Genomic DNA, 13252 nt, shown 5'->3' with positions numbered 1-13252 from the left:
CTAGCGAGGATGAACTTATTTATAAAAAAGGCTATTTATGATAAAAAATAGATTTACTCACATTAAAGTACGACTATTGGTGCCATTGATAAAGAATGAGCAAGGGGCTATCTTATTTCCCTTTATTATATTTTTGCCCTTGGTTATTGGGCTAATATTTTTTTCTTTTGAGCTCACTCATTTTTTACAGAAAAAAGCCAAACTCTCAGATGCAATGGAGCAAGCAACATTAGCACTGACAGTAGAAAATAACCATAGTACTCCGAGTTTAACTCAAATAGCGCAGAATGAAGCCATAGTGAGTTCTTATGCTCATGCTTATCTGCCAGCAGAAATATTTTCAACACCGACTATAGATATAATCAATAATAATGGCAGAATTGAGTATGCGGCTGAGATCAACATGAGCTACTTGGCTAGATTTTTAACTAACAATCCAGTAACCAATTTTAGTGCGATGATAAATGCAACAGATAGAGGAGCAGCAAGAAAAAATATAATCAGTGCACCGATAGAGAATATAGATGTAGTATTTGTCGCAGATTACTCTGGTTCAATGGATGATCATTTTAATCATAATGAATCCGAGCCAAAAAAATAGATGCGTTGAGAGACATATTTAACCGCCTCAATAATAACATCTTAAAAAATGAGAATATACATACCATAGGGTTTATACCATTTTCATGGGGGACTAAACAGCGTATTGGGAACGGTGCACAAACGAAGGAGTATTGCCATTTACCTTTTGTGCCAAAGCAACATAGCCCAAATGGTGATTACCTTCGTAAATATACATTATCTGGGTTAAAAAAATTCCCTGGATTGGAGGGATTAGAAAATATTGACCATATCGCATATGGGAAAGTAACCAGCGAGATATATAATGACACTAAAAATAAAATTGATGAATTAAATATTGAAGATGCAGAGTCTGCTTATACATTCCTTTCCCGCTCACAAAAGATCCTCCAACAATTATATCAACTTGAAATAATAGGAGAGAGTATTGATTACGTTGCAACGATAAACTCAATACCACGCAACAGCGCAGTGATACCACCGAAAGTAATTAACTTTCCAGTTGATGACATATTCAATAGCTACGTTTGTTTAAATCGAGCAAACTCCTATTCATTAAATGAACATGATAGTAATGAGATTATCGATGATATGATTAATATGTCCCCTTTAGGCGGTACACTAATAAGTTCAGGGATATTATCTGCTAATAATTTATTTAATGAAATCAGCTCTAACACCAATAAAAAGCTGATGATAATTCTTTCTGATGGTAATGATAGCTTTGAAAGTGCACATAAAGAAAATAAAGGTTTTTATGTCACACAAAGCCTTATCAAAAAAGGTATGTGCAAAAAAATAAAAGAGAATGGGATCACTATGGCTTTCATCGCTATTGGATATAAACCTTTATATAACACCCGTTCGCCAAGATATATCGATTGGAAAGAGTGCGTAGGTGAGGAGAATTACTACGAAGCACAAAATACTCATGAACTGGAAGGCGACCTTCTACAAGCGTTGGGGGCGGTAGATACCAGTGAAGTGGGCCGTAATACGCCGAAAGATTAATGTCAGGCGCGGCAACCGTAACCGCGCCTGCGTTGCAGGCTATTTTGCCATGCCCGCTTCCATACCGACTAAGCCAACCTTGAGATAACCTGATTTGCGTAGCGCATCCATCACGCTCATCAGAGTTTCATAATCCACCACTTTATCCGCCTGGAAGAAGATAGTGGTTTCTTTATTGGATTGCGTCATTTTATCCAACGCCGCGGCCAGAGTGTCGCGGTCAACCTGCTGGTCACCGACATAAAGCTGATTATCGGCTTTAACTGTCAGGAATACCGGTTTTTCCGGCCGCGGCTGTGGTACCGCTGAAGACGCTGGTAAATCCACTTTAATATCGACTGTTGCCAATGGTGCTGCCACCATAAAGATTATCAGCAGTACCAACATTACATCGATAAAGGGTGTCACGTTGATTTCGTGTAATTCACCGCTTTCATCAAGATTGTCATTCATACGCATGGCCATAAATCACCCCGCACGCAATTGGTGAGGATGCTTAGATGACTTTGCCTCAGCGCTGCTCGCCAGATCAAGATCGCGGCTTAATAGCAGCAATACTTGGGCGGCAACGTCACCCACCTGTGCACGGTAACTACCAATTAAGCGAGCAAATATATTGTAGATAACTACCGCAGGGATTGCTGCGACCAGACCTAACGCCGTTGCCAGCAAGGCTTCTGCGATACCCGGTGCAACAACAGCCAGATTGGTGGTTTGCGAATGAGCAATACCAATAAAGCTGTTCATAATGCCCCACACGGTGCCAAACAACCCGACAAACGGTGAGATTGCACCGATAGTAGCCAGGAATCCATTGCCTTTACCCATTTGGCGACCAATGGCTGCTACACGGCGTTCCAACCGGAAAGCCGTACGCTCTTTAATGCCATTGTTATCATTGGATTCTGTCGACAATAGGCGCTCGTTTTGCGCTTCTCGTAGCAGTAAGGCACTAATGCTATCGGTGCTAAAAGCCTCCGCCCGCTCAGACGCGGTATCCATATCAGTCACAGCCCCGATAACTTCATGTTCTTGCTGCAAACGGCGGCGAGCACGGAATAATTCAGTACCTTTGGAGAACAAAATAGTCCAGGTTACGATTGAGGCTAACACCAGACCAATCATCACCCCTTTAACGACGACGTCTGCATGCTGATACATGCCCCAGACAGATAAGTCCATTGCCAACCCTTGTGGCACAGGTGCCGCCAGAGGCTGGACCATAGGTGCTGGGTTTGCAGGTGCAACAGCTTGTGCATTTGCAGCGACCGGTGTGATTTCCGGTGTAGGTAGTGGGGTTGACGTTGCAGTTGTTGGTGTAGCAACAGATGCAGCGACTGCACTGCTGTTGCCTGGCGCGGCCTGTGCATGACCTGCCAAACCGGCCACCAGCAATAATGCCATTACGCCTGCTATCATCCGGCCTTGCACGAATGATTTATCTTTAATCTCTTTGCCAGCTATTTTCACGCTGTGCCTCCACCCAATATGCATATCAATTTAAGGACGAAATCAGGTGCCGATCATATCAAACAAATCGGGAATTGATAGTAATTATCATTAGTATTTGAGACGATTTTTTAAGAATGAAAGAGAATTATTCTGATTGAAACAATTATGTAAATTAATAGAAATGATAGCGACCTTAATTATTCCATGCCGATAACATTAGATATAAAGATAAGAAGTGATTGATTGAACTAAAGAACTCTCACCAAGACTCCTTAATAAATCCCTTGTTTTGCCACTTACACAGAATTTCTCCATTACAAACCGTCAGAAAACAGCGCGTCACTCTCTTTAGTTTTTTTCATGGTGAAAGCTGCCCCCACATAACAATCATCATGCTAACGTAAGGAATATATCTCTAAAATGAATGCTGGCTCTGGAACTACAGCATATCCTATATAAAGGTGACGACACGATCATGTCTGCAAACAAAGAAACGACAGAAAAACTGGAAACAGCCTTAGTCAGTGCGGGCAGAAGTAAACGATTTACTCAAGGCTCAGTGAATACGGTGATCCAGCGAGCTTCATCGCTGGTTTTCGACTCGGTAAAAGCGAAGAAGCATGCCACTATCAATCGGGGAAAAGGCGAATTATTCTATGGCCGCCGAGGCACCCTGACTCACTTCTCGCTGCAAGAGGCGATGACAGAGCTGGAAGGTGGCGCAGGTTGCGTCCTTTATCCTTGCGGTGCCGCGGCTATCAGCAACGCAATTTTGTCATTTGTCGCAACGGGTGACCATGTGCTAATGACCGGTTCTGCTTATGAGCCGGCCCAAAGTTTTTGCGATAAAATTTTATCACGCATGAATATCACCACGACCTATTTTGATCCGATGATAGGTGCCGGGATCGACTCATTAATTACCCCAAAAACCAAAGTGGTATTCCTTGAGTCACCCGGTTCCATCACCATGGAAGTACAAGATATTCCGGCAATGGTACAAGCCATCCGGGCCGTTTCACCAGACATCATTATTATGATGGATAACACCTGGGCTGCGGGTGTGCTGTTTAAAGCACTGGATTTTGGTATTGATATCTCTATCCAATCAGGAACTAAATACATCATTGGTCATTCTGATGCGATGCTGGGGATTGCCGTTGCCAACGCGCGTTGTTGGGAGCAACTGCGGGAAGACTCTTATCTGATGGGGCAAATGGTTGATGCTGACACAGCTTATCTTGCTAGCCGTGGATTGCGCACACTGGGCGTGCGTTTAAAACAACACGAGAAAAGCAGTATTGAAATTGCTAACTGGCTGGCTCAGCGCCCGGAAGTTGCCACTGTCTATCACCCTGCCCTGCCAAGCTGCAAAGGCCATGAATTCTATAAACGAGACTTCACTGGCTGTAATGGCTTGTTCTCTTTTGAATTAAAAGAAGAGTTAAGTCAGCAACAGTTAGAGGCTTATCTCGACCATTTCACCCACTTCAGTATGGCCTTTTCATGGGGCGGTTTTGAATCCTTGATTCTGGGTTATCAACCGGAGAATATCCGTGCCATTCGTCAGTATGAAGGGGACGGGATAAAAGGCACACTGTTCCGTCTGCATATTGGTCTGGAGAATGTGCAAGATTTGCAGGACGATTTGGCCGCAGGATTTGAGCGCATCAAAACAGTGCAGTAAGGGTTTCTGAACGATTGATTTGTTAATGCGCGGTAACAATATCCGCGCATTAATCCTCTCTTACACAAATAGTCTCATCGACACGTATATATCCCTCAAAAATTCGATTATTGAGGATAAGATCAATGTGGATCCGCGCCATTACGGATACACTAGACCAGTCCTTACAACAATATCCTCACACGCTAGGCAAACAGGAACAGAAATGGATGTATTACGCGAAATCCTTCATGCCTTATGGCAGCAGGATTTTAGTAAACTTGCCGATCCGAATGTGATTTGGGTCATTTACGGCATTCTCTTTACCACCCTATTTTTAGAAAACGGTTTGCTACCGGCTTCTTTCCTCCCCGGTGATAGTTTGTTGCTATTGGCGGGTGCATTAATTGCCAAGGGAGTCATGGGGTTCTTACCGACCATGATAATTTTAACCACTGCTGCCAGCTTGGGTTGTTGGCTCAGTTACCTGCAAGGGCTGTGGTTAGGCGATACTAAAATAGTTAAAAGGTGGCTGTTACAGCTACCGGTTCATTATCGGCAACGCGCCCATACTCTGTTTGTACGCCATGGTTTGGCGGCCCTGATAATTGGCCGTTTTCTCGCTTTTGTACGGACTTTACTGCCAACGCTGGCGGGTATTTCTGGCCTGAACAGTGCACGTTTTCAGTTCTTTAATTGGTTAAGCGGGCTGCTATGGGTGGGGAGTGTCGTTGGGTTAGGTTTCGCGCTAAGTCATATCCCATTCGTTAAGCACTATGAAAACCAGGTGATGACAGCACTGATGATTTTACCAATAGTGTTGTTGCTGATTGGTTTGGTCGGCACACTGGTGTTGGTGTGGTGTAAACGTAAAAGTGTCACTGAGTAACCCTGTGTTTGCCTCGTGACTCAAGCAGTTAAACGGCGCTCACTGCGCCGTTTTTTATTGCCATTATTCGCTGGGCCGTAAAATCAGTTAGTCCGCAGTTTAGCGACCTCTTCACTGGGTGTGAGACCAAAATAGCGTTTAAACTCACGGCTGAACTGTGAAGCACTCTCATACCCTACTTTGTTGGCTGCGGTACTGGCTTTTAGCCCATCGTGCAACATCATCATTCGTGCGCGATGCAACCGGTAAGATTTGAGATATTGCAGTGGCGAGGTGTTAGTGACGGCTTTGAAGTTATGATGAAACGCCGAAACACTCATGTTCACATCTGCCGCTAATTGCTCAACATTCAGATTATCTGCAAATTGATTTTCAATACGCCGCAAGGTTTTGGTAATTTGATTAAAGTGCCCATGGCGGTTAACCAGCGCCTGCAAGGCTCCTCCGCATTGACCACACAGTACATAGTAGAGAATTTCCCGCACAATTTGTGGGCCGAGCACTCTGGCATCACGGGGATTGGACATCACATCCAATAAGCGCTCGGTGGCACACAGCATCTCTTCGGTCAGCGCCGATGAATTGACGCCAGAGGTATTACCGAACGGTTTATCCAGCTCATCATCACCTATATCTATCAGCAGATCCTGTAGCATCTGGCTGTCTATATGAATCGATATTCCCGCCAGAGGTATTTCAGGGCTGGCAAAAGTTTCACATTCAAACGGCAGTGGAACCGTCAGAATAAGGTAATTTTTCGGATCATACTGAAACACTTTACTGCCCAGATAACCCACTTTGTGCCCCTGGAATATGATGACTACACTGGGGGTGTACATTACCGGAGTGCGCGGCTGGTGCACTGTGGAGTACAAAATTTTCACCCGTGGCACAGCAGAGGGCGTTAAGCCATTCCCCTTAGCCAAACGTGTAATTTTTTCGGCCATCTGTACCTGAATATCATTAACCTCAACCATATACTCTCACTTACTGGAGTTATCTGAGATAATCTAGCAACTAAAACGATCAGATATAAATTGTGCAATATTTACCGCATTTTCTACAGTGCTTTGGAGAAATAGGCAAGAGCAAGGCAGAAATGTGCATTGAGGTATCGTGCTAAGTTGCCGACAATGGCTGTCAATGGTACGGCAATAAACAATCATTGCATCACCGGCTAATACGTCGCGTTTTGATTACCATAATTGTTCATCACCCATAAGCTGGAAGACAAATAATGCAAAACTTTACCCTCCATACCCCCACTAAAGTGCTGTTCGGTACTGGTCAAATAGCACAATTGAGTAAAGAAATTCCTGCTGATGCCCGCATCTTGATTACCTATGGCGGCGGCAGCATCAAACAAAATGGTGTGCTGGATCAAGTCCATCAGGCACTGAAAGGCTTTGATTTCCTGGAGTTTGGCGGTATTGAGCCGAATCCAACCTATGAAACCCTGATGAAAGCTGTTGCGCTTTGCCGGGCGGAGAAAATCGACTTCCTGCTAGCGGTGGGAGGGGGATCAGTATTAGATGGCACCAAATTCATCGCCGCTGCCGTCAATTACCCACAAGAACCATGGCATATTCTGCAAACCACTGGCAGCGATATTAAAGAAGCACTGCCAATGGGTTCAGTGCTGACCCTGCCTGCTACCGGTTCTGAAGCTAACAATGGCGCAGTTATCAGCCGCCGTGAAACTGGTGATAAGCAGCACTTCTTCTCACCCTTTGTCCAGCCACTGTTTGCCGTGCTGGACCCGGTTGTCACTTATACTTTGCCACCGCGCCAAGTCGCGAACGGTGTTGTCGATGCTTTTGTACATACCATTGAGCAATATCTGACTTACCCGGTTGATGCAAAAGTGCAGGATCGCTTTGCTGAAGGGCTGTTGTTAACCCTGATTGAGGAAGGTCCGAAAGCATTGGCGGAGCCAGAAAACTACAATGTGCGCGCCAATATTATGTGGAGTGCCACTATGGCATTAAACGGCCTGATTGGGGCCGGTGTGCCACAAGACTGGGCGACACACATGTTAGGCCACGAACTGACCGCCCGCCATGGTCTGGACCATGCTCAGACGCTGGCGGTAGTACTGCCCGCTCTGTTAGTGGCGAAGAAGCAACAAAAGCGCGCCAAACTGCTGCAATACGCGGAGCGTGTCTGGGGCCTACGTGACGGTAGCGAAGAGCACCGCATCGATGCCGCAATTGAAGCTACCCGTCATTTCTTTGAAAGCATGGGCGTTGCTACTCGCCTGTCGGCCTACAAACTGGATGGCAGTTCTATTCCTGATTTGATTAAAAAACTGGAAGAGCACGGTATGACTCAGCTTGGCGAACACAGTGATATCACTTTAGCTGATAGTAAACGTATCTACGAAGCTGCGGTCTAATAATAGCATCAGCCCAGTTTACAGTTTTCAACACAGAAGGCATCGTTGAACAGGATGCCTTCTGTTCAACATCTACTTACTCTTTTCACTTACCGTTAAAAGGGTGCTATCGTTATTAACTGCTAGGCTTTAGCTTATTACCACGCATTTTGCTGTTCATCTCTCAGTGGCAGATCGCCGATAGATCTGTGCACATTTTGATACTTCTCACACATGATTAATCGCTAGCAAGATCATAAATAGAATGATCACGACTAAACTTACATTACGGGTAAACAGGGCAAACACAGCCCAATCAGTCAGCGAAGGAGATAGACATGGCAACACAACCCATTATCAAATTGCACGATGGCAACCTGATGCCACAACTTGGCCTTGGCGTTTGGCAAGCAACGATTGAAGAAACACAGCTTGCTGTCAGCAAAGCACTCGAGGTGGGCTATCGCTCTGTCGATACTGCGGCAATTTATAAAAATGAACAGGGTGTCGGCTCGGCACTGAAGGCGGCGGGTGTGGCTCGTGATGAGCTATTTATTACCACTAAACTGTGGAATGACAGCCAGCAGGATCCGAAAAAAGCACTAGAAGAGAGCCTGAGCAAACTTCAGCTCGATTATGTCGATCTCTATCTGATCCATTGGCCCAACCCAACACAGGATCACTACGTTAGTGCCTGGCGTGAACTGATCAAATTGAAAGAACAAGGTTTAATTCGCAGCATTGGTGTCTGTAACTTCCAGATTCCTCATCTGCAACGGCTGATTGATGAAACGGGTGTGGCGCCAACCGTCAATCAGATTGAGCTACATCCACTGCTACAGCAGCGCCAGCTCCATTCGTGGAATGCCACCCATCATATTGCAACCGAATCCTGGAGCCCGCTGGCCCAAGGTGGTGAGGGCGTTTTCGATCAAACCGTTATTCGCCAGTTAGCGCAAAAATACAATAAAACACCTGCACAGGTCGTGATCCGCTGGCATCTCGATTGTGGGTTGATCGTTATCCCGAAATCGGTAACACCGGCGCGTATCAAGGAAAACTTTGAAGTGTTTGATTTTAAATTGCATAAAGATGAACTGACGGCAATTTCGAAGTTAGACAGCAATAAACGCCTCGGGCCAGACCCGGATGTTTTCGGGTCTGACAACTGAGTTCAAGGCGATGTATTCAGTTTAATGATGCTTAGCTTTGCCCTTTGCGCCGGCAGCCGTCTGATTTGCCGGGGATTTTCTCGCCCCAGTTTTGCTTACTGACGGTTTTGCCACTGGCGTGCTACTGGCAACCTGCGGTTTTTTGCTGATAGCAGACGTTGTGCTTCGGCTACCTGGCTGACGCTGGCGGGTGATAGCAGTGTGCTTCGTCAGGGCCGGAGTATGGTGGCGCAGCGCCCGACGAGCTTCACGTTGTTCCTCGATTGTCGCTGCCGGAACCAGGCATTCCCGGCGGCCGCCAATCAGATGTTGCAACCCCATCTCCTCTAATGCAGTACGGATCATTGGCCAGTTAGCCGGATCATGATAACGCAGCAAGGCCTTATGTAACCGCCGCTGGCGATCCCCTTTCGGTACAACGACGTCTTCACTTTTATAATCCACTTTCGCCAGCGGATTTTTACCGGTGTAATACATGGTCGTAGAGTTAGCCAGTGGCGACGGGTAGAAGTTCTGTACCTGATCCAGACGGAAACGGTTTTTCTTCAGCCATAGCGCCAAATTGACCATATCTTTATCCTCAGTGCCCGGATGGGCAGAGATGAAATAAGGGATCAAATACTGCTCTTTACCTGCCTGCTTGGAATAGGTATCAAACAACTCTTTAAAGCGTTGATAGCTGCCCATTCCCGGTTTCATCATTTTGGAAAGTGGCCCTTCCTCGGTGTGTTCCGGTGCAATTTTCAAATATCCACCCACATGATGGCTGGCTAATTCTTTGATATAGCGCGGATCTTCTACTGCTAAGTCATAGCGGACCCCCGAGGCGATCAGGATCTTTTTAATCCCTTTAAGATCACGCGCCCGGCGGTACAAAGAGATAGTCGGCTGATGGTTAGTATCCATATGCGGGCAAATCTCAGGATAAACACAGGATGCACGCCGACAGGTCTGTTCTGCCCTCGGTGACTGGCAGCGCAGCATATACATGTTAGCCGTTGGGCCACCGAGATCAGAGATAATACCGGTAAAACCAGGGACTTTGTCGCGAATCTCTTCGATTTCACGAATAATAGAATCTTCAGAGCGGCTTTGAATAATACGCCCTTCATGCTCAGTGATAGAGCAGAATGAACAGCCGCCATAGCAACCACGCATAATGTTGATCGAGAAGCGAATCATGTCATAGGCGGGGATCGGCGATTTGCCATAGGCTGGGTGCGGCACACGCTGGTAGGGTAGCGCAAACACGCTGTCCATCTCTTCCGTACTCAGTGGAATAGCCGGTGGGTTAATCCAAATATAGCGATCACCATGTTTTTGCATCAAGGCCCGTGCACAACCGGGGTTGGTTTCATGATGCAAAATCCGCGAGGTGTGGGCATATAACACTTTGTCTGCCTTCACTTTTTCATAAGAAGGCAGCAAGACGTAGGTCTTTTCCCATGGTTTGGGTTTGGCGGCACGAACAGTAACCGGTTTAGCTTCGGATTCAGGAATGCTATCAGTGGCGCACGGCAGATCTTCACCGTACGGATTGGGAATGGCTTCAATACGCCCCGGTTTGTCCAGGCGAGTAGAATCAACCCCACTCCAGCCCGGTAATGCAGTTTTGCGCATCACAACCGTGTTGCGAACATCCTGAATATCGGCAATTTTCTCACCCGCCGCCAGGCGATGAGCCACTTCAACCAAAGGCCGTTCGCCATTACCGTAGACCAACATGTCCGCTTTGGCATCCACGATAACCGAACGGCGCACAGTATCAGACCAATAGTCATAATGAGCAATGCGGCGCAAGCTGGCCTCAATACCGCCGAGCAATACCGGCACATGGCTATACGCTTCTTTGCAGCGCTGGCTATAGACTAAAGTGGCCCGATCAGGTCGCTTACCGCTTTGATTATCCGGCGTATAGGCATCATCGTGGCGCAACTTACGATCGGCTGTATAACGGTTGATCATCGAGTCCATGTTGCCAGCCGTAACGCCGAAGAACAGATTGGGTTCACCCAACCGCATGAAATCGTTTTTATTGGTCCAGTCCGGCTGAGCAATAATTCCAACCCGGAAGCCTTGCGCCTCCAGCATACGACCAATGATCGCCATGCCAAAGCTGGGGTGATCCACATAGGCATCGCCGGTGACAACAATAATGTCGCAACTGTCCCAGCCCAATATATCCATTTCCTCCCGTGACATGGGTAAGAATGGCGCGGTGCCATAACATTCAGCCCAATAAGGCTGATAGGAAAACAGGTCACGTTCTGGTTGGATCAAGCTGGTACTCATGGCAACACTCTTTGAATTGAGGAAAGTTGAGGTGGTTCGGGTTAAGAAATCATCACCGGGCGGCGATTATACGCATTTCTCCACGTAAAGAGGAAGGATATATCTTTTGATTACCAGGCTCACACCATCAAGTGAGTGAATGTAGAGTGGATTAGGTTGCGGTTGATATTCGCTCTTTGCTCATCTGAGGCCAAGTAAGCACTAATCTTATATCAACCGAACCCGGTAACCCTTAACCTAACGCCTTACCCAAGTGTTGGTGCGGCCTGTGTCACTAACTGCCCCGCAGAGCCACGATCCGCCATCTCAAGTGTCTGGCTGTAGTACAAGAACGGGAAGTGCTCAGAGGAAACCTGATTGAAATACACCAGTAGCTCTACATCACCATCAACCCAAACAGTATCCTTCCAGCCGCGATCCTCGGCCATCGCCGGCGCGCCGTTGACATTCTTCACCAGGAAGGAGACCCCTTGAATATGGAATGCCTGTGGCATGTCGGCATGCAGAGTCCAGCGCTCCCAAGTCCCTTGCTGGGCCTGAGCATCCACACGGCTCATATCCCAAATAGCGCCGTTAATGCCCGGTAAATCATCACCCAAACGGAACTCACGGGAACGAATCACGTTGCCGTCCAAAATCTGGTCGGCTAATAAACGCATCGGCAGATTATCGGTCACCAGCGGCAATAAACCGGTTGGTTTTAATGTTAGCACTAGCGTAGAAATCAAAATACTTGAGGGTTCGAACAGCCCACGGAGCCTATCCATGATACCGGCAGATTCACCCGCCGTGATGGAGACTTCATTGCCTTGTGACATATCAATCACCACTTCGCGCCGCTCACCGGGAGCCAGCGAAAGCTGCTGTACGGCCACGGGCGCAGGCAAGAAACCCTGATCACTGGCAACAACATGCAAAGGGCGGCCATCACTGAGTTGCAAGATGTAACGACGAGCGTTAGAGGCATTTAATAGACGTAATCGAACCCAACCACGAGAGACTTCGACAAACGGGCTTTGCACCCCATTGACCAGCAATGTATCGCCAACAAAGCCACCTTTGGCTGGCGGGTCATATTCAGGCACGCCAAAATTATCAAGCCGCTTGTCCTGAATAATAATCGGGAAATCATCGACACCATAATGACTCGGCAATGGCATCGCTTTACTGACTTCATCTTCCACCAGCCACATCCCTGCCAGCCCGTTATATACATGAGGTGCCATACGGTTAGGGGTATTGGCGTGGTACCAACAGGTTGCGGCCGCTTGCCGTACCGGCAATACCGGCGACCAGTCAACACCAGGGGAGATCATACGTGCCGCGCCACCCATTAGAGTACCAGGAACCTGCAACCCACTGATTGTCATGGATACCGGTTCAGCCAGACGGTTGCTATAAATCAGCTTCACATCATCGCCGCTGAAAACCCTGACTGTCGGCCCCAGATACATGCCGTTAATCCCCCAGACTGCGGCTTTTTGACCGCCACTGAATGCCCAATGTGCACGCTGTAGCGTCAAAAACAGCGGTTGCCCACGACGAGACTCCAATAAGGGTGGAACCGGTAATGGGGGTTGCTGGGTACTATTAGCCTGTGCCCTCAATGGCAGCGAACCTGCGCCTAGCGCTAAGCTCGTAGCCTGAATGAACTGGCGACGACTGAGTGACATATCTTCTCCGTGAAAACCACAATCAAACCTACTGCAAAATTTTGCCTGACTGCGAATAACGCTGAAGGACGGCAAAACGCTCACGACCAGAGTCGTTTAAATGGAAATCCAAAATTTACTTTAAGCAAAACAAGCCGCGCA

At 47.2% G+C, this 13252-nt stretch carries 11 protein-coding genes; 6 read left to right on the top strand and 5 right to left on the bottom strand.

Going from position 1 to position 13252, the window contains the following annotated elements:
• Positions 1 to 37: 37 nt before the first annotated feature.
• Together V1953_RS02720 and V1953_RS02715 are read left to right on the top strand one after the other, a co-directional pair.
• The gene (locus V1953_RS02720) at positions 38 to 601 is read left to right on the top strand and encodes a TadE/TadG family type IV pilus assembly protein (RefSeq protein ID WP_442850614.1); all 564 of its coding nucleotides are present in this window, start codon (positions 38 to 40) and stop codon (positions 599 to 601) included.
• Between the two features lie 5 nt (positions 602 to 606).
• Complete coding sequence (locus V1953_RS02715) at positions 607 to 1593, top strand: hypothetical protein (RefSeq protein ID WP_442850613.1); 987 nt, start codon at positions 607 to 609, stop codon at positions 1591 to 1593.
• Between the two features lie 39 nt (positions 1594 to 1632).
• Here V1953_RS02715 and exbD read toward each other — a convergent pair whose 3' ends face one another.
• Together exbD and exbB are read right to left on the bottom strand one after the other, a co-directional pair.
• Positions 1633 to 2058: a TonB system transport protein ExbD gene (gene exbD / locus V1953_RS02710; RefSeq protein WP_083162417.1), complete on the bottom strand. Its 426-nt coding sequence runs from the start codon at positions 2056 to 2058 to the stop codon at positions 1633 to 1635.
• Positions 2059 to 2061: 3 nt separating this feature from the next.
• Positions 2062 to 3063: a tol-pal system-associated acyl-CoA thioesterase gene (exbB, locus tag V1953_RS02705; protein ID WP_083162415.1), complete on the bottom strand. Its 1002-nt coding sequence runs from the start codon at positions 3061 to 3063 to the stop codon at positions 2062 to 2064.
• 457 nt (positions 3064 to 3520) lie between these two features.
• Here exbB and metC point away from each other — a divergent pair, with 457 nt between their 5' ends.
• Positions 3521 to 4732, top strand: coding sequence for a cystathionine beta-lyase (gene metC / locus V1953_RS02700; protein WP_083164051.1), 1212 nt, complete (start codon positions 3521 to 3523; stop codon positions 4730 to 4732).
• A 205-nt stretch (positions 4733 to 4937) separates the two neighbouring features.
• On the top strand, positions 4938 to 5600 hold the full coding sequence (locus V1953_RS02695) for a DedA family protein (protein ID WP_083162413.1): 663 nt from the start codon (positions 4938 to 4940) through the stop codon (positions 5598 to 5600).
• An 83-nt stretch (positions 5601 to 5683) separates the two neighbouring features.
• Here the strand turns inward: V1953_RS02695 and V1953_RS02690 are convergent, their stop codons facing one another.
• On the bottom strand, positions 5684 to 6577 hold the full coding sequence (locus V1953_RS02690) for an AraC family transcriptional regulator (protein ID WP_083162411.1): 894 nt from the start codon (positions 6575 to 6577) through the stop codon (positions 5684 to 5686).
• A 260-nt stretch (positions 6578 to 6837) separates the two neighbouring features.
• Between V1953_RS02690 and yqhD the strand changes: the two genes are divergently transcribed.
• Positions 6838 to 7995, top strand: a complete 1158-nt coding sequence (gene yqhD / locus V1953_RS02685; protein ID WP_083162409.1) for an alcohol dehydrogenase — start codon at positions 6838 to 6840, stop codon at positions 7993 to 7995.
• A gap of 317 nt (positions 7996 to 8312) precedes the next feature.
• Entirely contained in the window at positions 8313 to 9146 is an 834-nt protein-coding gene (gene dkgA / locus V1953_RS02680; RefSeq protein WP_083162407.1) for a 2,5-didehydrogluconate reductase DkgA, read from the top strand.
• 21 nt (positions 9147 to 9167) lie between these two features.
• Here dkgA and V1953_RS02675 read toward each other — a convergent pair whose 3' ends face one another.
• Together V1953_RS02675 and ftsP are read right to left on the bottom strand one after the other, a co-directional pair.
• Positions 9168 to 11438: a YgiQ family radical SAM protein gene (locus V1953_RS02675; protein WP_083162405.1), complete on the bottom strand. Its 2271-nt coding sequence runs from the start codon at positions 11436 to 11438 to the stop codon at positions 9168 to 9170.
• Positions 11439 to 11683: 245 nt separating this feature from the next.
• Complete coding sequence (gene ftsP / locus V1953_RS02670) at positions 11684 to 13111, bottom strand: cell division protein FtsP (protein WP_442850612.1); 1428 nt, start codon at positions 13109 to 13111, stop codon at positions 11684 to 11686.
• Between the last annotated feature and the right edge of the window lie 141 nt (positions 13112 to 13252).

The sequence above is a fragment of the Yersinia sp. 2541 StPb PI genome, assembly GCF_052217145.1.
Taxonomy (GTDB): Bacteria; Pseudomonadota; Gammaproteobacteria; order Enterobacterales; family Enterobacteriaceae; genus Yersinia; species Yersinia enterocolitica_E.
The sequence above is the reverse complement of the archived record's forward strand: the minus strand, read 5'-3'. Positions and strand labels throughout refer to the sequence as shown.

Coding starts and splice junctions, on each gene's coding strand:
- yqhD (WP_083162409.1), top strand. CDS start 6,838: ATGCAAAACTTTACCCTCCATACCCCCACTAAAGTGCTGTTCGGTACT.
- dkgA (WP_083162407.1), top strand. CDS start 8,313: ATGGCAACACAACCCATTATCAAATTGCACGATGGCAACCTGATGCCA.
- ftsP (WP_442850612.1), bottom strand. CDS start 13,111: ATGTCACTCAGTCGTCGCCAGTTCATTCAGGCTACGAGCTTAGCGCTA.
- exbD (WP_083162417.1), bottom strand. CDS start 2,058: ATGGCCATGCGTATGAATGACAATCTTGATGAAAGCGGTGAATTACAC.
- V1953_RS02720 (WP_442850614.1), top strand. CDS start 38: ATGATAAAAAATAGATTTACTCACATTAAAGTACGACTATTGGTGCCA.
- metC (WP_083164051.1), top strand. CDS start 3,521: ATGTCTGCAAACAAAGAAACGACAGAAAAACTGGAAACAGCCTTAGTC.
- V1953_RS02675 (WP_083162405.1), bottom strand. CDS start 11,438: ATGAGTACCAGCTTGATCCAACCAGAACGTGACCTGTTTTCCTATCAG.
- V1953_RS02690 (WP_083162411.1), bottom strand. CDS start 6,577: ATGGTTGAGGTTAATGATATTCAGGTACAGATGGCCGAAAAAATTACA.
- V1953_RS02695 (WP_083162413.1), top strand. CDS start 4,938: ATGGATGTATTACGCGAAATCCTTCATGCCTTATGGCAGCAGGATTTT.